The organism is Proteus terrae subsp. cibarius (assembly GCF_011045835.1).
Taxonomy (GTDB): Bacteria; Pseudomonadota; Gammaproteobacteria; order Enterobacterales; family Enterobacteriaceae; genus Proteus; species Proteus cibarius.
In genome coordinates this window covers 1,109,089-1,131,937 of record NZ_CP047349.1, presented here as the reverse complement: position 1 = coordinate 1,131,937, position 22,849 = coordinate 1,109,089, and the positions used below count along the sequence as shown (strand labels likewise).

Annotated in this window: 21 protein-coding genes and 2 tRNA genes; 4 read left to right on the top strand and 19 right to left on the bottom strand. The window is 35.1% G+C overall.

Annotation, left to right across the window (positions count from 1 at the left end):
• Nucleotides 1-11: 11 nt before the first annotated feature.
• Complete coding sequence (gene modA / locus GTH25_RS05185) at nucleotides 12-782, bottom strand: molybdate ABC transporter substrate-binding protein (RefSeq protein WP_075672737.1); 771 nt, start codon at nucleotides 780-782, stop codon at nucleotides 12-14.
• A gap of 340 nt (nucleotides 783-1,122) precedes the next feature.
• Nucleotides 1,123-1,266 carry an AcrZ family multidrug efflux pump-associated protein gene (locus tag GTH25_RS05180; RefSeq protein ID WP_071788544.1) on the bottom strand — a complete coding sequence of 48 codons (144 nt, stop codon included), beginning with the start codon at nucleotides 1,264-1,266 and terminating at the stop codon, nucleotides 1,123-1,125.
• A 159-nt stretch (nucleotides 1,267-1,425) separates the two neighbouring features.
• Here GTH25_RS05180 and modE point away from each other — a divergent pair, with 159 nt between their 5' ends.
• Complete coding sequence (gene modE / locus GTH25_RS05175; protein ID WP_075672736.1) at nucleotides 1,426-2,217, top strand: molybdenum-dependent transcriptional regulator; 792 nt, start codon at nucleotides 1,426-1,428, stop codon at nucleotides 2,215-2,217.
• Nucleotides 2,218-2,362: 145 nt separating this feature from the next.
• On the opposite strand, the gene GTH25_RS05170 is transcribed toward modE, so the two are convergent.
• From GTH25_RS05170 to GTH25_RS05140, 8 genes are all read right to left on the bottom strand, one after another.
• Entirely contained in the window at nucleotides 2,363-2,869 is a 507-nt protein-coding gene (locus GTH25_RS05170; protein WP_164530366.1) for a contact-dependent growth inhibition system immunity protein, read from the bottom strand.
• A 591-nt stretch (nucleotides 2,870-3,460) separates the two neighbouring features.
• Nucleotides 3,461-3,970, bottom strand: coding sequence for a contact-dependent growth inhibition system immunity protein (locus tag GTH25_RS05165; protein ID WP_098943841.1), 510 nt, complete (start codon nucleotides 3,968-3,970; stop codon nucleotides 3,461-3,463).
• Nucleotides 3,967-4,128, bottom strand: coding sequence for an endonuclease toxin domain-containing protein (locus GTH25_RS05160; protein WP_159241878.1), 162 nt, complete (start codon nucleotides 4,126-4,128; stop codon nucleotides 3,967-3,969). The genes GTH25_RS05165 and GTH25_RS05160 overlap by 4 nt, the downstream gene beginning before the upstream one ends.
• On the bottom strand, nucleotides 4,112-4,270 hold the full coding sequence (locus tag GTH25_RS05155; RefSeq protein ID WP_159241877.1) for a hypothetical protein: 159 nt from the start codon (nucleotides 4,268-4,270) through the stop codon (nucleotides 4,112-4,114). The genes GTH25_RS05160 and GTH25_RS05155 overlap by 17 nt, the downstream gene beginning before the upstream one ends.
• Before the next feature lie 3 nt (nucleotides 4,271-4,273).
• Entirely contained in the window at nucleotides 4,274-4,342 is a 69-nt protein-coding gene (locus GTH25_RS19330) for a hypothetical protein (protein WP_353653501.1), read from the bottom strand.
• Nucleotides 4,343-4,735: 393 nt separating this feature from the next.
• Nucleotides 4,736-5,068 (bottom strand): hypothetical protein, encoded by a 333-nt coding sequence (locus tag GTH25_RS05150; RefSeq protein WP_069369151.1) that lies wholly within the window; start codon nucleotides 5,066-5,068, stop codon nucleotides 4,736-4,738.
• Nucleotides 5,065-10,449: a DUF637 domain-containing protein gene (locus GTH25_RS05145; RefSeq protein WP_164530365.1), complete on the bottom strand. Its 5,385-nt coding sequence runs from the start codon at nucleotides 10,447-10,449 to the stop codon at nucleotides 5,065-5,067. Before GTH25_RS05145 ends, GTH25_RS05150 begins: the two co-directional genes overlap by 4 nt.
• Nucleotides 10,450-10,464: 15 nt before the next feature.
• Complete coding sequence (locus GTH25_RS05140; RefSeq protein ID WP_164530364.1) at nucleotides 10,465-12,006, bottom strand: ShlB/FhaC/HecB family hemolysin secretion/activation protein; 1,542 nt, start codon at nucleotides 12,004-12,006, stop codon at nucleotides 10,465-10,467.
• Between the two features lie 193 nt (nucleotides 12,007-12,199).
• Between GTH25_RS05140 and modF the strand changes: the two genes are divergently transcribed.
• Nucleotides 12,200-13,666: a molybdate ABC transporter ATP-binding protein ModF gene (gene modF, locus GTH25_RS05135; protein WP_164530363.1), complete on the top strand. Its 1,467-nt coding sequence runs from the start codon at nucleotides 12,200-12,202 to the stop codon at nucleotides 13,664-13,666.
• 389 nt (nucleotides 13,667-14,055) lie between these two features.
• Complete coding sequence (gene gpmA, locus GTH25_RS05130) at nucleotides 14,056-14,808, top strand: 2,3-diphosphoglycerate-dependent phosphoglycerate mutase (protein ID WP_036938379.1); 753 nt, start codon at nucleotides 14,056-14,058, stop codon at nucleotides 14,806-14,808.
• 74 nt (nucleotides 14,809-14,882) lie between these two features.
• Here the strand turns inward: gpmA and aroG are convergent, their stop codons facing one another.
• Together aroG and pnuC are read right to left on the bottom strand one after the other, a co-directional pair.
• A complete protein-coding gene (aroG, locus tag GTH25_RS05125) occupies nucleotides 14,883-15,941 on the bottom strand; it encodes a 3-deoxy-7-phosphoheptulonate synthase AroG (RefSeq protein WP_075672732.1) in 1,059 nt (352 codons plus the stop codon).
• A gap of 243 nt (nucleotides 15,942-16,184) precedes the next feature.
• Complete coding sequence (gene pnuC, locus GTH25_RS05120; RefSeq protein WP_083629089.1) at nucleotides 16,185-16,913, bottom strand: nicotinamide riboside transporter PnuC; 729 nt, start codon at nucleotides 16,911-16,913, stop codon at nucleotides 16,185-16,187.
• A gap of 252 nt (nucleotides 16,914-17,165) precedes the next feature.
• Here pnuC and GTH25_RS05115 point away from each other — a divergent pair, with 252 nt between their 5' ends.
• Nucleotides 17,166-18,053, top strand: coding sequence for an aminoglycoside 6-adenylyltransferase (locus tag GTH25_RS05115; RefSeq protein WP_075672731.1), 888 nt, complete (start codon nucleotides 17,166-17,168; stop codon nucleotides 18,051-18,053).
• A 177-nt stretch (nucleotides 18,054-18,230) separates the two neighbouring features.
• Here the strand turns inward: GTH25_RS05115 and GTH25_RS05110 are convergent.
• From GTH25_RS05110 to tolR, 7 genes are all read right to left on the bottom strand, one after another.
• Nucleotides 18,231-18,306 (bottom strand) — tRNA-Lys (locus GTH25_RS05110).
• Between the two features lie 31 nt (nucleotides 18,307-18,337).
• Nucleotides 18,338-18,413: transfer RNA gene (locus GTH25_RS05105), tRNA-Lys, on the bottom strand.
• 155 nt (nucleotides 18,414-18,568) lie between these two features.
• The gene (ybgF, locus tag GTH25_RS05100) at nucleotides 18,569-19,336 is read right to left on the bottom strand and encodes a tol-pal system protein YbgF (RefSeq protein ID WP_075672730.1); all 768 of its coding nucleotides are present in this window, start codon (nucleotides 19,334-19,336) and stop codon (nucleotides 18,569-18,571) included.
• Nucleotides 19,337-19,345: 9 nt separating this feature from the next.
• Complete coding sequence (gene pal, locus GTH25_RS05095) at nucleotides 19,346-19,840, bottom strand: peptidoglycan-associated lipoprotein Pal (RefSeq protein WP_075672729.1); 495 nt, start codon at nucleotides 19,838-19,840, stop codon at nucleotides 19,346-19,348.
• A 45-nt stretch (nucleotides 19,841-19,885) separates the two neighbouring features.
• Nucleotides 19,886-21,181 carry a Tol-Pal system beta propeller repeat protein TolB gene (gene tolB, locus GTH25_RS05090; RefSeq protein WP_075672728.1) on the bottom strand — a complete coding sequence of 432 codons (1,296 nt, stop codon included), beginning with the start codon at nucleotides 21,179-21,181 and terminating at the stop codon, nucleotides 19,886-19,888.
• A gap of 142 nt (nucleotides 21,182-21,323) precedes the next feature.
• A complete protein-coding gene (gene tolA, locus GTH25_RS05085; protein ID WP_075672727.1) occupies nucleotides 21,324-22,391 on the bottom strand; it encodes a cell envelope integrity protein TolA in 1,068 nt (355 codons plus the stop codon).
• Nucleotides 22,392-22,419: 28 nt separating this feature from the next.
• A complete protein-coding gene (tolR, locus tag GTH25_RS05080) occupies nucleotides 22,420-22,845 on the bottom strand; it encodes a colicin uptake protein TolR (RefSeq protein ID WP_023581195.1) in 426 nt (141 codons plus the stop codon).
• Nucleotides 22,846-22,849 lie beyond the last annotated feature (4 nt).

Sequence of the window (22,849 nt, the reverse complement as noted above, 5' to 3'; positions counted from 1 at the left end):
AAGTATAATTCCTACAGTGGGCTAAAGCCGTATTTCTTAAAGATTTCTGCGGCTTGAGGTGTTTTCAGATAGTCATAAAAATCACGAACTGCTTTATTGTCCTGACCTTTTACAACTGCCATTGGATACTCAACAGGTTTGTGGCTATCAGCTGGGAATACGCCGACCACTTTCACTTTATCACTCGCAACCGCGTCAGAACCGTATACGATACCTAATGGTGCTTCATCACGTTCAACCAGCGCCATACCGCTACGCACGTTATTAGTACGCGCCATATCTGGGCTTACTGTATCCCATGCGCCTAAATATTCTAATGATTCTTTTGCATAGATACCAACAGGCACATGGTCCGGATCGCCAACAGCTAGTTTTCCGCCATTAAGTAAGGATTTCCATTTGGTTTCCTTATTAATAACAACGTCATTTAATTTACTATCTTTAGGGGCAATGAGTACTAAATCATTACCTAATAGTGTATGACGTGAATCTGCAACCATTAAATTTTTATCGATTGCGTAATCCATCCACTGCTGATCTGCTGAAATAAACAGATTTGCAGGTGCACCTTGTTCAATTTGGCGAGCCAGCGTTGAAGAAGATGCATAAGATGCAACAACTTCAGTTTGCTTTTCTTGCTTATATTGTGCCGAAATTTCATTAAGAGCATTGGTAAGAGAAGCGGCAGCAAATACCGTTACTTTTTCCGATGCAAAACTTTGGCTTACTAAAGCAAAAGAGATAACTGCGCCAGCAAGTAACTTGCCTGATAATTTTTTCATGTTCTAATTCCACTTAAATTAAAGGATGACACGCTGTATATATCAAGATACAGCGTAAAATGAAAGAATTAGATGTTAGAAACTGGTTATATATCAATAAATATAGCCATTAAAAAGAAACAGAAAATGAAGATGAAGATAGATAAACTTATATACTCTAAATAATTCAAGTCACAGCTAGGCGACAAGTGAATGAGTCGCTAGGAGCATACACAAGTATGTGACTAGTGCGAATGAACACAGTCAACAACGCTGTGGCTTGAAGTATGACGAGTATCATGAGTATAAAAAAACAGCCCTTTACAAAATAAAGGGCTGTTCTAAATCAGGGAGGGAGAAATTATGATTTTTTGTCTGCTTTTGGCTGACTTGGTGAAATCAAGTTAAACACTTCACCTAAACCATAAATGATGCCCATAATCAGTACCATTACAACAGGTACCATCAAGAGAGCAAACCCTAAACTTTTCAACAATTCAAGCATGATAACCTCTTTATCATGGTATATTCGGAAAGCCAGAGTTGGCATTTCTTCACGAATGACGAATAATAACGCTATAGATGTATATATTCTAGAGAATTATCGCTTTGTGTCGGCACAAAAAATGCGATAAACACACAAAAAAAGAAGAAGCCTATCATTATGCAAGCAGAAATATTATTAACTCTTAAACTTCAAGATAAGCTCTTTGCCGATCCTCGTCGCGTTGCATTGTTAAAACAGATCAAGGCGACGGGTTCAATTAGCCAAGGGGCAAAAATGGCGGGCATTAGTTATAAAAGTGCTTGGGATGCCATTAATGAAATGAATCAACTCGCAGACGAACTTCTTGTTGATAGAGCAACAGGCGGTAAAGGTGGCGGTGGTGCAACTCTCACACATTATTGTGAGCGCTTACTTCAACTTTACGATCTGCTCGGTCAAATTCAGCAAAAAGCCTTTGATGTATTGAAAGATGATTCACTCCCTCTGGATAGTCTTTTAGCGGCTATTTCTCGTTTTTCACTACAAACCAGCGCTAGAAACCAATTTTTTGGTACGATTATTGAGCGTGATAACCTACAAGTTCAACAACATGTTAATGTGCAACTTGCAGATAGAAAAACAACTATTCGTGCTGCTTTGACAGAGAAAAGCGCTGATCGCCTAGGGCTTAAAAAAGGTAAAGAAGTACTGATTTTAATTAAGGCACCTTGGGTCAATATTGAAAAAGGAACTTCTTTAACACAGCAATATGATAATGCGCTTTCAGGCACACTCACTCAAATTGAGACCGGAAGTGAAAACAGCGAATTAGTGGTGACATTAGAAGGTGGACAAGAAGTTTGTGCCACATGTTCTAATCAGCACGTTAAAGAGCAAAAACTGCATATTAATGATAGCGTAACCGCTTTATTTAATGCTGATCAGGTGATTGTCGCAACACTGTGTTAATCATTAATATGATTACTTTTAAATAAAAGATAAAACCATCACTTAGTTATTATTTTAACAATAATATTAAGTGATGGTTTTTAATTGATAAAATTATAAAAAGTTACCTTACACTTGGTTGATATAAGATGATTTTAATATCCATTTAAACTTTCCGACTAATACAACGCGTAAACGCCTCTTTTATTGAGGCACCTAAAACCTCATCACTACAATTGCTTTTTAACGTAATAATTGCACTATCAGGTATTCCCTCGCCGACCCAATGATCCATACGTAAATGGTTTTGAGGACTAATAGTAATTTCATCATCTGTAAGCTCTAAGCTACATCGATTCATATTATTAAAAAGTGCTGTTTTATTTTTATAATCATACTCTTTAATTATTTTTTTTATCCAGTCTTGATAAGGTTTTTTATCATTATACATCTCATTAAATTCTTGTGAGTTACTTTCTATTTTTCTACTATTACTTAAAGAAATTTTTGAATAATGACCTAACTTATCATCAGTGATATTCTTAGATAAAACGTTATATCCATTTTTTAAATCCATAAAATGGATATAGCATCCCGAGATAGTTACTATAATATAGTAATCATAATTAAAGTAAATATCTGTATATAAATTATAGCCCTTCGATATAATCATTAACTACTCCTCAATTACAGTAATATTAAACCTAATATTCTTTGAAGATGCATTTTTAATTGAATAGCTAATTATTTTCCATTGATTAATTCCTGTCATTCAGTAGTTTATAATCATCTTTACTTCCCTTTTTATAAACAACTTAGATAATTATCGTTAAATAAAAAACCATCACCTAATTGTCATATTAAGCAATAGTTTTTGGATTAAATAATTTTCTAATTAAAATTTAGTAACTAAAATTATTTTGAGTACATACGAGTAAAATAATCATTAATCTTATTATTATCGAGTAATCTATCTTTAGTAAAATCAATATTATCAGAGACTACAACATATTTTCTTAAATCTTCAGGAATATCTTCAATCGAAGCATAAATACTAGGGACAATAAAACGAAAATAATCACCAATTTTATTTTCTCCTTCATACCCTACTGGGCGGTACTCATATAATTCATTAAAAACTCAAAAAAGAAAAATCCCTATCAATTCAATTAAAAATCAAATTAAAAACATTTAATTATTTATTGCCTAATAATTCACATATATATTATATTTCAATTATACAAAAATACTCACTTTCATTAAGTTAAAATCTCTTCGTAGTACACCGACTAAATGCAAGCCGAATACCCAAACCTATCTCATCAGATGAGCTATCTAGCGATAAAATAACCTTATGGGATGCCCCTATTCCTTCCCATCCTTCAAGACTTGAATGGTGAGAAGGTGAAATTAATATTTTGTTATTAGAAAGATAAACAGAACAATTTAGCATATTAGCTAAAAGTTGACGTTTTGAGCGATAGTTATATTTATACTGTAATAATTCTAGCCATGAATCCCAGTTTTTTTTTATATTTTCCTTTTTAAAGAGTTTGTCATATTCCTCATCTTTGAGCTGAGTTCGACTATTCTCTAAAACTTTAATTAAACTTTCGCCAAGCTCCTTATTTGAACATGTTAAAGAAAGTATAATTGATGAAAATTTAGGATCGAGTGTCATTAGCCCATAGCCAGATTCCGTATTTAAGCAAAAAAATTTATCTGTCATTACTATCAAAGCACAATACTCATTATCGTTAATAAACGTCATCATTTTACCTGCGTTATTTTTACTTCAATATTCATACTTTCTCCATAAGCTACTGCACGATTAATTTCAATCCATTGGGCCTTTGTTGTCGATTGTGGTACAGCAAGCCAAATTTCTCGTTTTGCTATCATTTCTGAATGTAAATTAACCCAAATCAGCATCAAGTGGATCTTTGGATAAAACCTTATAACCTTTTTTAAAATCCATCAAATAAATACCACTTTTTGAAAGGGTTATTATAATATAATAATCATTGTTAAAATAGACATTTGCTCTTGAATTATTTTTTTTTGATATAGACACTATTTACTCCTCAACTATTGTAATATTAATCTTAATATTTTTTGAAGATGCATTTTTGATAGAATTATTTATTGCATCCCATTGTTCTTTGGTTGTTCTTGCAGGAACACCTAGTTATAGAGTTTTTGATTTAACATAACTTGGTAAAATCTCAGCACTTTCCTTTCTTTCTCCAGAATATTTATCAATTTAAGTATTTTTAAATAAAAACCACCACCTAATTATTATTTTTAAAATAATATTAAGTAATGGTTTTGGATTGATTAATATTTCTATTAAAGATTATTATCTAATTTATTTATTTTGAATACATGCGAGTAAAATAATCACTAATTTTATTGTTATCGAGCAATCTATCTTTGGTAAAATCAATACTATCAGAGACTACAATATATTTTCTTAACTCTTCAGGAATATCTTCTATCGTTGCATAAATAGTTGGAACAATAAAACGAAAACAGTTACCTATTTTGGTAAATTTACCGCAACAAGTAGTTTTAACCTTAATTTTTTATCCTTTATTTTTTTTGAATATAAATCTAATGATGATATATTGATATCTTTAAATTCACCATTAAATCTAGATAATTCAAACTCAACAATAGAATCTTTATTAACTAATAATGTATACAGATCATAATCTTCTTCTAAAACATGCTCCAAACAATATACACTTATTATATTAGAGAACCTATTTTTTAAAAGACAATTAATTTTTTCATTTTTTAGAATAGAACCTTCATTTTTAATTAACCTATCCTTAATAATCATTTCTTTTCTAGAACCAATTAATTTCATTTTAGTCTTCCTGGCGTTACCGTTACTAAATTACCTAAATTATCCGTTAAAATTGTTATGATATTCGTTGAGTTTTTAGTAAATTTATCAATACCAATATATTTATCTAATATAATAACTCTTTCATACAATTTTTCATCTTTACTATTGATGATTCTACTAATTTTTATTTTTGAAATATCATTACTTTGAAGTATTAGCTTTAAATCTACTTGACTTATAGTGAATTGGCTAGCATTTTTATCTGAAAAATGCCGATGAATCACATGTACCCAACCACGCTTTAAGTTACCATTATCAATATTAATCCTAGATTGAACAATAGGATATTCTAATTCATTTTTAGAAACTACTGTTTTGGCTCCATTAGATACTTTATATCCATTCGTAGTTACTCCTGAATATGTTATAAGTTCCCCGTTGTTGATTATTTCAATAACTTTTTTATTTGCTGCTATTAATAATTTTTCTTGTTCTACTATCGGTTTTATAGCAGTAATATTTAATTTGCCTGACGTTATTAAAGACTTTGAGCTATTAGCTAACATGCTCGAAAAAGCTTTAGCACTTTCTTCTGAACTTGCTAACACCTTATAACCACTGCCAAAAGTGACGCCTGCTATTGCTGCTTCTGGAGCCGATATCCCTGCAATATTAATACCTAGCTGATTAGTACAATAAACCCAGTTAGCTTTACAGGTATTAAATGCAACTTGAGCAATAGTGATAAGTTCAGGTGTTGCTGCAATGACAGTATGACCAGCAATAAAACTTGCACTTCCTCCTAAGCCAAAAGCGATTGCAACCATTCCTGCATTTTGTCGATTTACAACTCTTTCTGCCGCTGCAACATCTCCCTTCGAAGCTGCGATCATATCTTTATTATTTTCTAAGGCTAAATTAGAAAACATATGCTCACTGTAATTATGCCGATAAACCAACTCAGCAGAATTAGCCGCAGAAAATACGCCCTCAGGCTTACGAGTCACAATAGCGCCTGTCAGTGCACCAATTAATTTAGTGAGCTGTGTTTTTCCTTCATTGCCCTGTAGTGCCTCTTGAATTAATGCAACTTGTCTGTCAGTTTCATTTAAATAACTAGGCTCAAATAATTTACTTTGTAGTGATATCGCCGCTATTTCTGCCGCTAAGGCACCCGCGACAGCTCCTGTAACACTATCTCCTGCAATTTCTGCACTAATACCTGCCACGATGGAATGACTTAACACCTTTCCCGCATGTCCTAATACAGCACCGTTATCACCAATTAGGTTGGCACCTTCGGCATGGAGTTGACTACCGATATTGCTTAATAGCGCGGTTTTAAAATTATCAATAAAACTGCCACCTTGAATGGCAGTGCCCAATGTTGAACTGACGACTGAATGAGAGGCTACGCGTTGTGCAACTTGATTCCATGTTGCGCTATCGGTCGCAAGTAACTTGCCTGTTGAAGGTAATGTTCCACCTTGGATTGCCTGATCCCAACCCATAAATTGGTCAAGACCCTGAAGTGCTCCCGCAACCACCATACTCGTCACCACAGACTTGACCGTGTCGCTACGCCCCAGTGATTCAAGTGTTTTAGAGATGTTGCCTTGGTTTTCAGCTAAAGAGACCGTCGCTTGCGAAACTAAAGAGGCAAAACCTGCTTGTGCTGCAACCGATGCCGTTGAAGCCACGCTTGCTGAAGCACCCGCCGCAATGGTTGCTTTACTTGCCATTCCACCAATAGTTGCCGCGGTTGCTGTACCGTAAGTGGCAACTCCCACTGCAATAGCGATAACCGCACCAACAACAGGATTTAATTGTTTTGTTTTATCATCCCAATCAGAATAGGTATCTTTAACTAAATTCCAATTAACGTTTTGATGATGTTGAAGCTCTTTAAGCCATGCATATTCTGGAGTGTTACTTAAAACTGTTAATGCTTGTTCTAGTGATTGTCCTTTTTGAGCTTTAATATCAGCAGATATACCTTTAGGCGCATCAATAGTCAGTTTTCCACCAATATAAAGTGTCGGTAATGCCCAACTCTCTTTGATATATCCCTGATTGCGCTGAGTAATATAAATATCTTTTGAATTAGTAATAACTTGCTTAAATGCTGTATTTTTAACTGCTTTAAAATTAACTTTTCCTATTTTACTGGTTAATTTTGCATTCTTCGCTGTTTCTAGTTTGCTCGCTTCTAAGGTAATATCATCTTTAGCAAATAAATTAATATCGCCATTAGCGATAAACTCGGTAACTTTATTATTTGTATTATGACGTTTTTTCGTATATTTCTTTTTGGTAGTACATAAAGTCCATCGATTACATTTTTTCTTCTCTTCTTCGTAATAACTCGATTCTTCCATCGCTTGTGCGTAAAGAAATCCATCTTTAGCAGCAATATCTATCTCTTTATTGGCAGTAAATTTTGATGCTTGAAATAAAATACTGCCTTCAGATAATAGAGTTAAATTATTGCCACTATTAATTTCAGTACTAACTTGTTTGTGAATTTCTTCTAACTTAGAGCCCGACTCTTTACGAAAATGTGTTTTTACCGATCCCAATTGAATATTTCCACCACAGGATATCGTAATGTCACCATCTGATTTGAATGAGCTTCCTTCTGTTATTAACGCACCTGATGACGCAATAGAAATACCTTTATTTCCTATAATAGCCGCTGTGCTATACTGAATGTCTTGAGCATCTTCGTGGGGGTCTTTGATGGCAGAATAAGCATTTGCACCCAGTTTTATATTCCTACCAGCTAATACAATGACTTTATCTTTTGAATTTAATACTGTTGAACTTAAATCAACATCACGCGCTGCATTTAAGATAAGGTTATCATCTGAAAATAACTTAGATTGTAATTGAAGATAATAAATATCACTAAAGAAAGGATCGGCTTCTTTTATTGATTTTGAGGCAAGGAAAATATCCTGCCCTGCATTAAAGGTTATTTCTTTATCACTATGATATTTTATTCCTTGACTAATAATATCTTTACCTGAAGTAAAAGTTATATTATTACTTTCCAAAACCCCCATGTTAATTAAAAATGCTGGAATATACCCACTATCTCTAATAAAAGGTACTAAATTAAAAAGAAAAGATTCATCACGATTTATTTTAATATCTTCTAGCGCAGATAAATTTAATTCATTGGATTTATTAATTATTACATTTGAAATATCAATATTTTTCCCAGAATTAAAATATATTTTTTCAGGAATATCAACATATGGTGATTTAATACCTTTTAGAGTATAAAATGTGGTAGGATTAAATAAATGACTAATATTTCCCTTTTTAGTTATAGCAGAAAAATATTTTGCTGTTACATCTATATTCTCAAATTTTATAGTATCTATCGCTGTCAAACTTATATTTTCATCAGCTAGCAATTTTGAATTATTTATGTTTATACTTTTATCAGCAATAATAGATAAAGAATCGTTTGCTGTTAAATTTAAAGAAATATTCACATTATTAGCATTTAATAATATATTTTTAGCTAATATAGTATTTTCAAAATCTGATAACCCTCTGAATTTTTTTATTTCTTTTTCTGTAAATGGAAGTTTACGATCTAAATCTATACTATTTTTAAAATCTAATACTAAATTATTACCTGCTTTTATTATATAATCAGAGACATCATTTACAGAAAATTCATAATGACTACCCGTTTTCACAAAAGGAACAAAATGACTTACCTTATTAAATTTAGCTTCATCAAGCTTATATTTTATTATATCATCCCGATAATAAAGATGAGCATTATCATTAGAATAATGTTCCCATTTATTAAGATATGCAGAACGATAATAATATAATCTTGCACTGCTTCCTGTTGCAATTAAATTATTATCTGCAATAATTCTAGATTGGTTATTAATAAAATCATTAGATTGTATATATAAATTATTTCCTGAAGAAATAATACTAGGAACATATTTATTACTTTTTTCAAAATATGAACGTTCTACATTAACTCCTCCATTATTTTTTAAATCTAAAATATCAAACCATTTTTTATAAGAGAAATTTTTTAACTCAGGAAATGCAATAACTAAAAGAAAATCATCAGTAGGGCTTCTAGATGGAAGGAGAAGGTGATTACCGATATTTATAGAGAGTTTAGAATCAGGCTCTTGTTTTATCTCTTTAAATAAAGGTGTTATAGATTCATTAACCAATTTCTTAGTTCGAATAATCAAATCACCCTTTTCTGTTTTTATCGTAGCTGATTGATTCTCAATTAAAGTGTTTGGATCACCCTGCGCATTTCTCTGTATCCATAAATTATCTTTCGCTTGAATAAGTGCCTTTTCATTTTTATTAGTGAGTTTATCTGCAAATAAACGCATATCTTTCTCTGTGATAACTTCACTATGATTAATCAGCGTATTAGTTGCTAAAGTAATATCTCTTTTTGCTTTTAACTTTGTATTACTATTAATTTGTAGTTCTTTACTACTAACATTAATATCTTGATCAGATTGAATATTGCCATTAAAGGTAATTTTTCCATCAACGGTTAAATTCACACTGTTTTGATTTGTCTGAATATTACTTAAATTAACACCAACACCTTTTTCTGTACTGACTAGACGTATTTGATTGGCATACATTCCACCTAGCATTTTCGTATCAATAGATAGCGTAGGTTTAACGCCTTCACCATTAATGCTATTTACTGTACCTTTATCAAAATCGATACGGTTATTTCCTTGCATTAAAGAAAGGGTTTTAGCGTTAATTTTTCCATTTAATTCAATACTACGGCTGATAATGTCGGCATAATCCTGAGTTTGGAGATCTATACCTTGCGTACCAATAACAACACCACCTTTTTTCACTTCTATTGCCGAATAAGCACCTTGAGGGTTAAAAAGAGGTTTTCCTGTTGTGAGCGTAATTGCTGGGGTATTTATAAACGAACAGCCATCACACGTAATGCCATTTGGATTAGCAATAACAACTTTCGCTTGTTCTCCTGCAACTTCCAGTTTTCCTTGTAATTGTGAGCGTCCATTTCCCACTACTTCATTAATAATTAAATGAGCAGCACTACCTTTTAAATGGGTATTTGCATTCACTTGTTTGGCTAATTGTGTGTTAACAGAAGTTGTCGCATTATTAAGTACAACACCTTGCTTGCTAACATTGAACGAATGAAACTTATTATGAGAAATACCAAGATTATTAGGTGTTGAAATATTAATAATAGGAACAGTATTTTGTTGATTAACTTTAATCGTTTTATCGGATGGCGTAATTGCTAAACTCCAAGCTGGATGTAATGGATAAATAGCAATGACATAAGCGATGATATAACTTATTAAACGTTGTTTCCAAGAAATATCCTTTTCACACATAAAAACTCCTAACATTTAAATAGCAAGAGAAATGGACCAATAAAAAGACCAGCAATCTGGCTTTAATGATCTGGGATAAAACATAGGTTTATTAATTAATATCTGAGAAGAAAAAGTGGAATGATAGAAAGAAGCACCTATTGCACTTCCAATTATTTTATTCTTTTCTGTTTCATATTGATCTGAATGGGCGACACCATAATCAAGTGCAAAAATAAAATTCCACTTACTTAAAAATGAAGTTATTGGTGATATATTTATTTCATTGCGCCAATAAAACCCACTATTAGCATTAAAATTTATTTCTTTATATCCACGAACAGCTTTTATTCCATCTATTACTATTTTTTCCGAACCATAAAGATTATCAGGCGTATATTGACTATGAAATGAAGTGAGATAGGAAAACTGATCAGTCAATAAATATTGATAGCTTAAATTTAAACTTAATTTTCGATATTGACTACGAGGTGAATTATCAGCAATATAATCAGGTGTCGCACCAAAAAGAGAGATCCCAAACTCAGCAGTTGGATTAATGATTAAATATCCATTATGTAAACTTAAAGTATATTCAGGGCTGAATGATAAAGAAGTCAATGTGGGACTATTTATTAATAATTTTTGTTGTGCTAACTGTGTTTTTGCTTTCTTATGCTTTAACGTTCCCTTTAGTGTTATTCGTTGTTTATTATCTCGATAAACTAGACGACTAATATCAAATTGCTGATCTCTATTTTTGTTTTTATAAATATATTTGTGATTATTTTGGAAGGAATAAGATGAACTACTATCAGATAACTGGTATTGATAAAACCAATAGCCATAAGGGATATTCACACTTGCAGTATAAGCACGAGAATAGTGAGCATGAGGGAAATCTGTATTTGTTTTTAGTGAAAAAATCCACTGTTCACCCAAGCCAAATAAAGAATCTATTGTTGTCGTGTTAGTAAGTAAGATCTTTCCTGTTATTTCTGTTCCTGAATTATCAATTGTTAATCGATTCTTTAAAGGGAGTTTTTTAGCTTTTCGATTAATAGTTACAGATGAATATCCCACACTATCGCTTGGTTGAATATCCAAGGCATATTGCGCTGTTGTTAACCGATTAAGCTGTTCTAATCCATGTTCTAAATCTCGTAGATTTAAAACTTTCCCCTTTGAGGAAGGAAAAATAATATCAATTAATCTAGATGAAATACCATTGATAGAAATATTTTTTATTCTGCCTTCAATAATCCTTATTACTAACTTATTATTAGAGAGATCTTGCTCTGGAATAATAGCTTGTGAAGTAACATAACCTTTTTCAATATAATTATTAGTAATTGATTTAGCGACCTCTTGCATATCATTTAATGTTAGACATTGTTGTAGATACGGTGAAATCACTTTAGATATATTTCTATAATCTAATGGAGTACTTCCTGTAAGATCAACTTTATCAATAAGAAAGCAATTACTGTTTACATTTTCATTATTCAAAGAAAAACTATTCTTACTAATGAGTAAAAATATAAAACAAAATAAGTTTATGTTTTTAAATTTATGCATATATAAATCATCCTTAAAGAGATATTTATATATTTACATAAGAAACGCATTTTAAAGGTTATCATTAAATAGTAGGTGTATAAGGCTTTTAGAAAAAGTTCTTTCAGCAAATATTGACAAGTTTCTATTAACCCTATATTGCTAGATACTTAACTTGCACTTAGCTTACATTAAAAAAATAAGGCTAATAATAATGAAATACTTACAACTCAACAAAACACAATTCCGCTTAAGCGATAAACTCTGTTTACAAATTGGCAATTTAGCCATAAATGAAGGTGAAAGTTGGGCATTTGTAGGCAGTAATGGAAGTGGCAAAACCGCCTTAGCAAATGCATTATGCCAAGAAGGTATTTTGCTCTCTGGTGAGTTTATCAATACATTTTCTCGCCCGATTAGTCTCTCTTTTGAAAAACTACAAAAAATGATTGAAGAAGAGTGGCGTCGTAATAACACAGATTTATTAAGTGAAGGTGAAGAAGACACTGGCTTAACCGTAGCTCAAGTTATCCAAATGCAGGTAAAAGATGATGACAGATGCTTTTTATTAGCCAAACAATTTGGTGTTGAATACTTGCTATCAAGACGATTTAAATATCTTTCTACTGGTGAATCTCGAAAAATATTGCTTATTCAACTCTTAATGAATAAACCTGATTTAATTATTTTAGATGAGCCTTTTGATGGGTTAGATGTGGATTCTCGCCATGCTTTAAATGAATTGTTAACACTATTACATCAACAAAATCTAACTATCGTACTAATTCTAAATCGTTTTAACGATATTCCTGATTTTATTCAGTATGCAGGTCTACTGATTAATTGTGAATTGGTAGCCAACGGCAAGAAAGAACAAGTTTTATCTGACTCAGTAATAGGCCAATTATCTCACAGTGAAACGCTAGAAAATCTCACATTACCTGAACAAGATTCGCCTGATGCCATTCCTCAACTATCGCCGACTCTTTCTCCTATTGTGCTAAACGATGGTGTAGTGAGCTATAACGACAAACCTGTTCTTCACCATTTAAACTGGGAGGTAAAACCTCAGCAACATTGGCAGATTTTAGGCCCTAATGGTGCAGGGAAATCGACATTATTAAGTTTAATTACGGGTGATCACCCTCAAGGCTATAGCAATGACTTAACGCTATTTGGTCGTAAAAGAGGAAGTGGTGAAACAATATGGGAAATTAAACGCCATATTGGTTATGTCAGTAATGCCTTACATCAGAGTTACCGTGTTTCTTCAACGGTAAAAAATGTCATTATTTCAGGTTTTCATGACTCTATAGGCATTTATCAAGCAATTACAGATAAACAGTTTAAACTCGCTGATGAATGGTTAGCGTTAATTGGTTTAACCGCACATGCTAATCATCCATTCCATTCCTTGTCGTGGGGTCAACAACGCTTAGTTTTAATTGTTAGAGCATTAGTTAAGCACCCTACTTTGCTCATTCTCGATGAACCACTGCAAGGATTAGACACAACAAACCGACTCTTAGTACAGCGTTTTATTGATATCATGATAAGCCACAGTAATACGCAACTTTTGTTTGTAAGCCACCATCAAGAAGATGCGCCATTATGTATTACTCATCGATTGACTTTTATTAAAGAAGGCGAAGTTTATCGTTACCAGCAAGAAATTTGTTAAATGTTGATTTTTACTGCCATAATCAGGGCAATGATTTTATAAATTAACGCTAAACTTAGGTCTGAATTTTTATTTAAATCGACATTTTCTTGCTTGTTATTTAAACAATAATAAATAAAGGAACTGTCGTTTTTATGGACGTCATTTTCGTCTATTTTTTATACAAAACGGATATTTTGTTTTTTTACACCGATCCAGCTAGATTAATAGCTTGAACGATTAAGCAAAAGGTGTGACAACTGCGCAATAATTCATCGAACAAACGACATTTTTGACTTAATCCCCCTTGTTTTGTCACTTATGTTTGGCGTTCTTGTCGATGATCCATATAATGATTGAAGTGCTAATTTTAAACTTATATTAAGAAAGTAATTATAGGAGTCTAAACTATGGCAGTAACTAAGCTTGTGCTAGTTCGACACGGTGAAAGTGTATGGAACAAAGAAAACCGTTTTACAGGCTGGACTGACGTTGAGCTGTCCGAAAAAGGCCGTAATGAAGCGCAAGAAGCAGGTAAACTGCTGAAAGCTGAAGGTTTCGTTTTTGACTATGCATATACTTCTGTTCTGAAACGCGCAATTCACACCCTGTGGAACATTCTTGATCAAGTTGATCAACAATGGCTGCCAGTTGAAAAATGCTGGAAATTAAACGAACGTCATTACGGTGCTCTGCAAGGCTTAAACAAAGCTGAAACTGCTGAAAAATACGGTGATGAGCAAGTTAAACAATGGCGTCGTGGTTTTGCTATCACTCCACCAGAATTAACTAAAGACGATGAACGTTTCCCAGGTAAAGATCCTCGTTATGCATCTTTAACCGCGGCAGAACTGCCATTAACAGAAAGCCTAGCATTAACTATCGACCGTGTAACACCATACTGGGAAGAAGTTATCAAACCACGTGTTGCTTCTGGTGAGAAAGTAATTATTGCAGCTCACGGTAACTCACTGCGTGCTCTGGTTAAATACCTAGACAACATGAGCGAAGATGAAATTCTTGAGCTGAATATCCCAACAGCTGTACCTTTAGTTTACGAATTTGATGAAAACATGAAACCAATCAAACGTTACTACTTAGGTAATGCTGACGAAATCGCAGCAAAAGCAGCCGCTGTTGCTAACCAAGGTAAAGCGAAGTAATTTTACTGTTATTTTGAGTTACATAAAAAAATGCCACTTTTTAAAGTGGCATTTTTATACTTTTAATTTAATTATTACGCTTTATTACGACGAGCGACAACTGCGTCTGCTAATTGGCGTAACAGAGTTTCTGTATCATCCCAGCCAATACAAGCATCAGTGATGCTTTTGCCGTAAACCAGAGGTTCACCACTTTCTAATGATTGATTACCTTCTTCTAAATGACTTTCAACCATAACACCAATTAATGCTTTTTCGCCTGCGCTAATTTGTTGGCAAATATCGGCACCAACTTCCATTTGTTTCTCAAATTTCTTGCAACTATTGGCGTGGCTGAAGTCAACCATCACATTTTGTGGTAAACCTGCTTTTTTAAGCCCTTCTTTTACCGCTGCAACATGTTCAGCGCTGTAATTTGGCTCTTTACCACCACGTAAAATAATATGGCAATCGCCATTACCCGCTGTGCGCACAATGGCTGAATGACCCCATTTGGTTACAGAAAGAAAACAGTGTGGCGATCCTGCGGCATTAATTGCATCAATAGCAACTTTAATAGTTCCATCTGTACCATTTTTAAAACCAACAGGACAAGATAAACCTGAAGATAACTCACGGTGTACCTGAGATTCAGTAGTACGAGCTCCAATAGCACCCCAACTCATTAAATCAGCAACGTATTGAGGTGTTATCATATCTAAAAACTCGCCAGCAGTTGGCAAGCCACTATCGTTGATAGTTAATAAAAGATTACGAGCGATACGCAAGCCTTCATTAATATCAAAGGTATGATCCATATGAGGATCATTAATTAAGCCTTTCCAGCCTACTGTTGTGCGTGGTTTTTCAAAATAAACACGCATAACAATTTCAAGTTTATCTTTAAGCTCTTCTCTAATGAGGCTTAAACGTTGCGCATACTCCAATGCAGCTTTCGGATCATGAATAGAACAAGGTCCAATTACCACTAATAGACGATCATCTTTTCCTGCTAGGATTTGATGAATAGCTTCACGGGCATGACGAACTGTAAAAGCCGCGTTATCAGTTGCTGGAAACTTTTCCAATAAAGCAACTGGCGGTAAGAGTTCATTAATTTGTGTTATTTTAAGGTCATCATTTTGATAATTCATTCCCGTGTATCCACTCTATGTTATCTAGTCAATGTTATTATTGCTTTTCCAATCTAACCATTCATTTTCTATCTGTAAACACCCTTTCAACCTAAAGCATCTATAGTCACCTTTCTAAAAATTTCAATATAAAGGGAAATAGCGCATTTAAGCGAAATAATGATTCAAAATTGCGGTAAAGATAAGAATAAAAACAACGAATAGTAAGGCTGGAGAGAAAGATAACTCTACCAGCCTTTTTTATTAGGAGAGATAATTATTTTTGCTAGAGCGTTTTGCTGTTTTGATCCACAAACGAGAACCATTGATAGCGATAGCCAGTAAAATGATATATTCAACAGACATTGCATAAACGCCCTGTTTGTAGAATATAACAATACTAATCACGTTAATAACTGACCAAACTAGCCAGTTTTCAACTAATTTCCGCGTCATTAAGATCATCGCCACAATGGAAAGAACCGTCATTGTAGAGTCCCAGAATGGGTAAGCATCAGGTTCAAGAACTGGTGTAGCTAAACTCGCACCAAAGACGTTTAATATATCAACAGCAACAACAGCTAAATAACCAAATACGGTATCAATATTAAAAGTAAGCGCAACGATAGCCACTATCGAAACAACGATTAAGAAGAGACGATGACTCGATTTTAACCAACGTATTCTCAGCGTAGCTTGCTCAAAGTCATTCACTCTGCTCCATGCATACCATCCATAAATATTAGCGGCAAAGAAAAATATTTGAAGGAGTAAGCTTGCATATAGCTGAATTTGGAAAAAAATAATGGCAAACAAGGTGACATTAATAAGTCCAAATAAATAGTTGATAATTTTTTCCTGGCTTGCAAGCCAAATACACAATAGACCAGCGATGGTGCCAACAGCTTCAATCCATGAGAGTGGATATCCACCATCTCCGAGTGGGATATTGACTAAAATATTATTGATACTAAACCAACTCATCACATCCATTTTACAACCCCGACTTAATCATAGAAAAAACAAAGAAAATATGGGTTATTGCGACATCTTTGCAAAGTAGTAAAGATATATTATAAATTCATATTTATAATGGTACTTAGTTTCTAATATTAAACATTGTGCTTCTTATTTAGAAAAACAACAAACAAATGTTTTATATACTAAACAAAATATTCTAATTTTACTTTTTAAACAATAAAAACGACAAATAACTTTATTACATTTTACTTATTAGAGAGAAATATGGAGCCAACAACACGTTTAATCGATCGCATGCTATCTTTTGCACTCCTTGATCCTAGAATTGAAGCGGTAGTACTAACAGGATCGTTAGGACGCAATAGAAAGATAGACAGTTATTCTGATATTGATATAGAGCTTATCGGTTATGGTGCGACAGAGCTCGCAAAAAACCAACATTGGTTATCACAATTCGGTGATGCTCTTGTCAGCTTACAGTTGGAGTGTGAAGATCCCAAAAGTAAGTTTTGGCCTATTTATTTACATGTTTTAGCTCAAGGTCGCAAAATAGACATTATGATGGCAGAGCCTGAGCGTATTTTTAACATGAAAACTGAAGGACTTAGCCCAGTTTACCAGCGTGGATATCAAATCTTACTTGATAAAACGAGTTTATGTGACGGGCTTCCTGAAATTGGCACTATAACGCCCCCTACGCTTTCAAAAGAGCAAGCATGTAATAATGCTCAAGAATTCTGGTTTGAGGCGACACAAGTCGCTATAGCCATTCTACGCCATGAATTTTGGTCTGCAAATTATCGTATACATGATATGCGTGAATGGCTGATGGAGTTACTTGAACAAGTTGCGTTACACAATGCGCCAACACAAGATGTGTGGTATCAAGGGAAAAACTTAAAAGAATGGCTACCTAAATTTTATTCATTACGATCATTGGAAAGCACTCTTGCAATGAGTACCCCCTATGAATCAGCAGCAACACTTTCGATTATGATGGCATTTTTTCTTGATGCATCGAAACGCCTCAATCACCCTATTGATACAGCAATAAAAACGCAAGAATTGGTCAGTGATTGGTTAATCGATAATGAATTTTTGACTGAAAATGAATACACCCAAATCACGTCATCAATTATTTGTCATTACTGATTTGAATGTCATTTTAGATTAAGGCTAGGTAGTTTTTTCCATTTTGAGAAAACTATCTTCACTACTTAATAAAGCGATAAATTGCACTATCAAGAAACGAAAAGGTAACTAAGTGTTTGTTTAGTATTTATGAAATAATAGTCTAGGGAATGATAGATATACAGGAGAGGTTTGAAATGGTGGGTCGTGGGCGATTCGAACGCCCGACCAATTGATTAAAAGTCAACTGCTCTACCGACTGAGCTAACGACCCATTTCAATAAAAACGGATTGGTATTCGAAAATGGTGGGTCGTGGGCGATTCGAACGCCCGACCAATTGATTAAAAGTCAACTGCTCTACCGACTGAGCTAACGACCCTTTTTCGAACTCGGCCACATTCTCTGTGGCAACGGCGGGTAATAATACTGATTTAATGTTTTTGTGCAACGTTTTTTTTCAAAAAAAAGTTCAACCGTTGAAAAAACAATCATTTAACCCCGAAAATGCAACATTTTACATTACGGGGTCAATAATTAGAGTGTTCCTAGCTGCTTTTGCGCTAACTTAGCGCCAGCGCTATTTGGATATTGCTTAATCACTTGTTGGTAAACAGCTTTAGCATTATCCTTTTGCCCTTTCTCTTGCATGATCAAACCTATTTTATAAAAAGCTTCACTTGCTTTTTGAGATTTTGGATAGTTTTTAACAACGATAGCAAACGTGCTTGCCGCCTGATCCTTATTACCTTTTAGATAATACATCTGACCCAACCAAAATTGTGCATTTGATTGATAGCTAGACTTTGGATAGTTATTGATAAAGTTGTTTAATTCAACAATTGCCTTATCGTAATCTTTAGAATTCAATACGATATCAATTGCTGCATTATAATCGGCCTTCTCATCACCTTTTCCTGAGTTAGTTGCAGCAGGAGATGTTGAAGAAGCAGTATTATCAGGTTGAGTGGCTTCTGTTGATGTTGAAGCTCCGCCACCAAGGCTATCTAATTGTTGATAGATATTGCGTTGGCGTTCAACAACTTGATTTAACTGGTATTGATTTTCCTGAATTTGACCACGTAACATATCAATATCACGCTGAGAATCAGCGAGTTGTTGCTGTAATTGAGTCAAAAGCTGGCTGTGAGCATTTGAAAAACGCTCAAGTTGGGCGAGTCGTTCATCGGTCGAACCCGAACCGATATTACTGATTGGCGCTTGGGCAATAGCGGCTACAGGAGCCGCTACGCCAACCAGTAACAACAGACTCATCAAGAAAGGTCTGAAGTTACTGTTGTTCATGCCGTTCTCTTAGTAATCCAGTACTGCACGACGGTTTTTCGCGTAAGCGGCTTCGTCATGACCCAGTACAGCTGGTTTTTCTTTACCGTAAGAAACGATTGACAGTTGATCAGCTGATACGCCTTTACCTTGCAGGTACATTTTCACAGCGTTAGCACGACGTTCGCCCAGAGCGATGTTGTATTCTGGAGTACCGCGTTCGTCAGCATGACCTTCTACAGTGATACGTACTGATGGATTTGCACGCAGGAATGCAGCGTGTGCGTCTAACAGGTTAGCGTAGTCTGAGCTAATGTCATATTTGTCGAAACCGAAGTAAACGATGTTTTGTTGTTTCAGTTGTTCTAATTGCTGACGTGCTAATTCTTCAGCAGTAGGACCTTGTTCAACAACTGGTACATTGTTTGTATCAGCTTGATCGTCGTTTTTGTTTGAGCTACATGCTGCAACAGCAACGAGTGGTAATGCTAACATCAACCCTTTAAACACTTTGTTTAATTGCATCTCTATTTGTTCCTTTATTTGTTTGCCATACATAATTTTTATGCATCACATAAACGGTGACCAGGCAGGTGCTTTAACCTGACCATCAGTCGCCGGAAGACGCGCTTTGAAACGTCCATCAGTCGATACTAGCTGCAAAATGGTGCCTAAGCCTTGTGTAGAGCTATAAATAACCATTGTGCCGTTAGGCGCGATGCTTGGCGTTTCATCCAGAAACGTATCTGTTAGATATTGTACGGAATTCGTTTCCAGATCCTGCTTAGCGATATGTTGCCTACCGCTTTCAGAACTCACCATAACTAAGAAACTACCATCTGGGCTTACTGCTGGGTTCTGGTTTTGTTTACCTTCCCAAGTAATACGCTCTGGTGTTCCACCGTTAATATTAACCTTATAAATCTGAGGATTTCCACCTTGATCTGAAGTATAGACCAAAGTTTGTCCATCTGGCATCCAAGTTGGCTCGGTATTATTACTTCTGCCATTGGTTACCTGAGTCATATTCCCACTCGCTAAATCCATAACATACAGATTTAAGCTACCGCTCTTAGAAAGAGCAAATGCAAGTTTAGAACCATCAGGTGAAAACGAAGGTGCACCATTATGTCTTGGGAATGATGCAATTTGGCGAATTTCACCTGTTGCTAATGTTTGTACTACTAAAGCAGATTGACCGCTTTCAAAGGTCACATATGCAAGTTTAGCACCATCTGGCGACCATGCTGGTGACATTAATGGCTGTGATGAACGATAAACACGATCTTGGTTAAATCCATCATAATCTGAAACGCGCAATTCATAAGGATATGCGCCACCATTTGTCACAACAACATAAGCAATACGTGTACGGAATGCACCACGAATACCAGTCAGTTTTTCAAACACTTCATCACTAGCAGTATGTGCAGAGTAACGTAACCATTTAGATGGCACTTTAAACTCACTTTGAGATAAAACTGCACCCGGTGAGCCAGCAACATCCACTAACTGATAGCTAACTAAATATTGACCATCCGCTGATGGTTGCACACGTCCCACAACAACAGAATCAATGCCTAATGCCGTCCAAAGTGCAGGCTGGACTTCAGAAGCAGTAACCGGTTGTTGAGGTATACGAGATACATCAATCGGATTGAATTTTCCGCTATTTCGTAAATCAGCTGCAATGATACCAGCAACATCTTCTGGCATTTGACCAGTACCTTCCCATTTAAAAGGAACGACACCGATAGGGCGAGCAGTATTCACCCCTTGTGTAATTTCAATTCGAACCTCAGCGTTGGCCAGAGTGGTTACGCATAAAATTAAAAGTCCGAAAATAACATTTAATGCCTGCTTCATCATGTCTCCCTTTTATTATTGCGGTTATTACGCAATAACGCACAGAATAGTAACAAACGCTTTTCAACAACACCATACAACGCATCAATAACATTCTAAAATAGCTATAAATTAGTGTATGTTTTCCTACTATCAGACAGTTTTATGGCTTAAACTCAATTGTCGGTGATTTTACTTTCTCGTAAATATCCTTTGGTGGCTTAGGTAATGTTGCCATTTTAGCCGCTTGTAATGCGACTTGGCATAAAGCCGGATCTCCACCTACCGCTTTCGCGCTTACCAACATTCCGTCTGGTGCAATACTTATTTTAAGATCACACTTACGACCTTTGTATAAATCAGAATCAAAAAACTTCTGCTCAATAGCAATTTTCACTTGCCCTGTATAGCGATCAATACCAGCATCATTTGCACCAGTGCGATTTCCACCACCTTGCCCTGCAGCTGATGCTCCGCTTTGTTTATTGCCATCAGCCATTAAACCATCAAGCAAACTATCGACGGCTTTACTCTGTTGCTGGGCTGCTGCTTTGGCTTTAGCTTCCGCAGCAGCTTTAGCTTTTGCCTCTGCTGCGGCTTTTGCTTTAGCATCCGCTTCAGCTTTCGCTTTTGCATCGGCCTCTGCTTTAGCTTTAGCATCTGCCTCGGCTTTAGCTTTCGCCTCTTCCGCTTTTTGTTTTGCTGCTAACTCAGCTTGTTTTTTTGCTTCGGCTTCAGCTTGTTGTTTAGCATCCGCTTGTTCTTTTAAGATGCGATCACGCTCTGCTTTCGCTTGCGCAGCCGCTTCTTCTGCAACTTTTTGTTCTTCTTTTGCTTTTGCAGCGGCTAATGCAGCTTCACGTTTTTGAGCTTCTGCCGCCTCTTTAGCTTGTAAACGTTCAACTTCTAACGTTTTCAAACGCTCTTGTTCTTTTATTTGCTGCTGGCGCAACTCTTCTTCTTGTTGCTCTGCACGCTCTTTACGCTCTTGCTCGGCTTTTTGGACGTTAGCTTGTTGTGCTTTCTGCTGATTATACTGTTGTACCACAGCATTAGGATCGACCATAATAGCATCAATAACTTGCCCGTCTTCTCCACCGCCACCACCTAAATCCCATTTCTGAGTTAATGACCCCCAGATAAGCAATGCGATAACGAGTAAATGCAAGGCGGTAGACAAGATAACTGAACCGCTCAATTTACTTCGGATTGGTTTCGTCTTCTTTCCCACGCTATCATCCAAACTTATTTCAACCTAATTACATAGGCTGAGTCATTAAACCTACAGATTTAACACCTGCTTGACGTAACATGTTGAGTGCTTTAATTATCTCATCATAAGGAACATCTTTAGCACCGCCAATAAGAAATACAACTTTCGGATTTTTTTCCAATTGTCGTTTGGCTTCAGCCATAATCTGTTCTTGTGGTAATAATTCTAATACTTCCTGATCAACACGAATGTTGTATTGCCCAACACCTGCAACTTCGACAATTACAGGAGGGTTATCGCTACTTGAAACAGTTTGTGTCTCTGTTGCTTCAGGAAGATCAACTTCAACACTTTGCGAGATAATAGGTGCTGTTGCCATAAAAATAAGTAACAGCACTAATAATACGTCTAGCAAAGGAACAATGTTAATCTCTGATTTTACGCCTCGGCGGCTACTGCGACCCCGTGCCATCAGC

Excerpts from the sequence above, each read along its gene's own strand:
- modA (WP_075672737.1), bottom strand. The coding sequence starts at position 782 with ATGAAAAAATTATCAGGCAAGTTACTTGCTGGCGCAGTTATCTCTTTT.
- GTH25_RS05180 (WP_071788544.1), bottom strand. The coding sequence starts at position 1,266 with ATGCTTGAATTGTTGAAAAGTTTAGGGTTTGCTCTCTTGATGGTACCT.
- modE (WP_075672736.1), top strand. The coding sequence starts at position 1,426 with ATGCAAGCAGAAATATTATTAACTCTTAAACTTCAAGATAAGCTCTTT.
- GTH25_RS05170 (WP_164530366.1), bottom strand. The coding sequence starts at position 2,869 with ATGATTATATCGAAGGGCTATAATTTATATACAGATATTTACTTTAAT.
- GTH25_RS05165 (WP_098943841.1), bottom strand. The coding sequence starts at position 3,970 with ATGATGACGTTTATTAACGATAATGAGTATTGTGCTTTGATAGTAATG.
- GTH25_RS05160 (WP_159241878.1), bottom strand. The coding sequence starts at position 4,128 with ATGCTGATTTGGGTTAATTTACATTCAGAAATGATAGCAAAACGAGAA.
- GTH25_RS05150 (WP_069369151.1), bottom strand. The coding sequence starts at position 5,068 with ATGAAATTAATTGGTTCTAGAAAAGAAATGATTATTAAGGATAGGTTA.
- GTH25_RS05145 (WP_164530365.1), bottom strand. The coding sequence starts at position 10,449 with ATGTGTGAAAAGGATATTTCTTGGAAACAACGTTTAATAAGTTATATC.
- GTH25_RS05140 (WP_164530364.1), bottom strand. The coding sequence starts at position 12,006 with ATGCATAAATTTAAAAACATAAACTTATTTTGTTTTATATTTTTACTC.
- modF (WP_164530363.1), top strand. The coding sequence starts at position 12,200 with ATGAAATACTTACAACTCAACAAAACACAATTCCGCTTAAGCGATAAA.
- gpmA (WP_036938379.1), top strand. The coding sequence starts at position 14,056 with ATGGCAGTAACTAAGCTTGTGCTAGTTCGACACGGTGAAAGTGTATGG.
- aroG (WP_075672732.1), bottom strand. The coding sequence starts at position 15,941 with ATGAATTATCAAAATGATGACCTTAAAATAACACAAATTAATGAACTC.
- pnuC (WP_083629089.1), bottom strand. The coding sequence starts at position 16,913 with ATGGATGTGATGAGTTGGTTTAGTATCAATAATATTTTAGTCAATATC.
- GTH25_RS05115 (WP_075672731.1), top strand. The coding sequence starts at position 17,166 with ATGGAGCCAACAACACGTTTAATCGATCGCATGCTATCTTTTGCACTC.
- ybgF (WP_075672730.1), bottom strand. The coding sequence starts at position 19,336 with ATGAACAACAGTAACTTCAGACCTTTCTTGATGAGTCTGTTGTTACTG.
- pal (WP_075672729.1), bottom strand. The coding sequence starts at position 19,840 with ATGCAATTAAACAAAGTGTTTAAAGGGTTGATGTTAGCATTACCACTC.
- tolB (WP_075672728.1), bottom strand. The coding sequence starts at position 21,181 with ATGAAGCAGGCATTAAATGTTATTTTCGGACTTTTAATTTTATGCGTA.
- tolR (WP_023581195.1), bottom strand. The coding sequence starts at position 22,845 with ATGGCACGGGGTCGCAGTAGCCGCCGAGGCGTAAAATCAGAGATTAAC.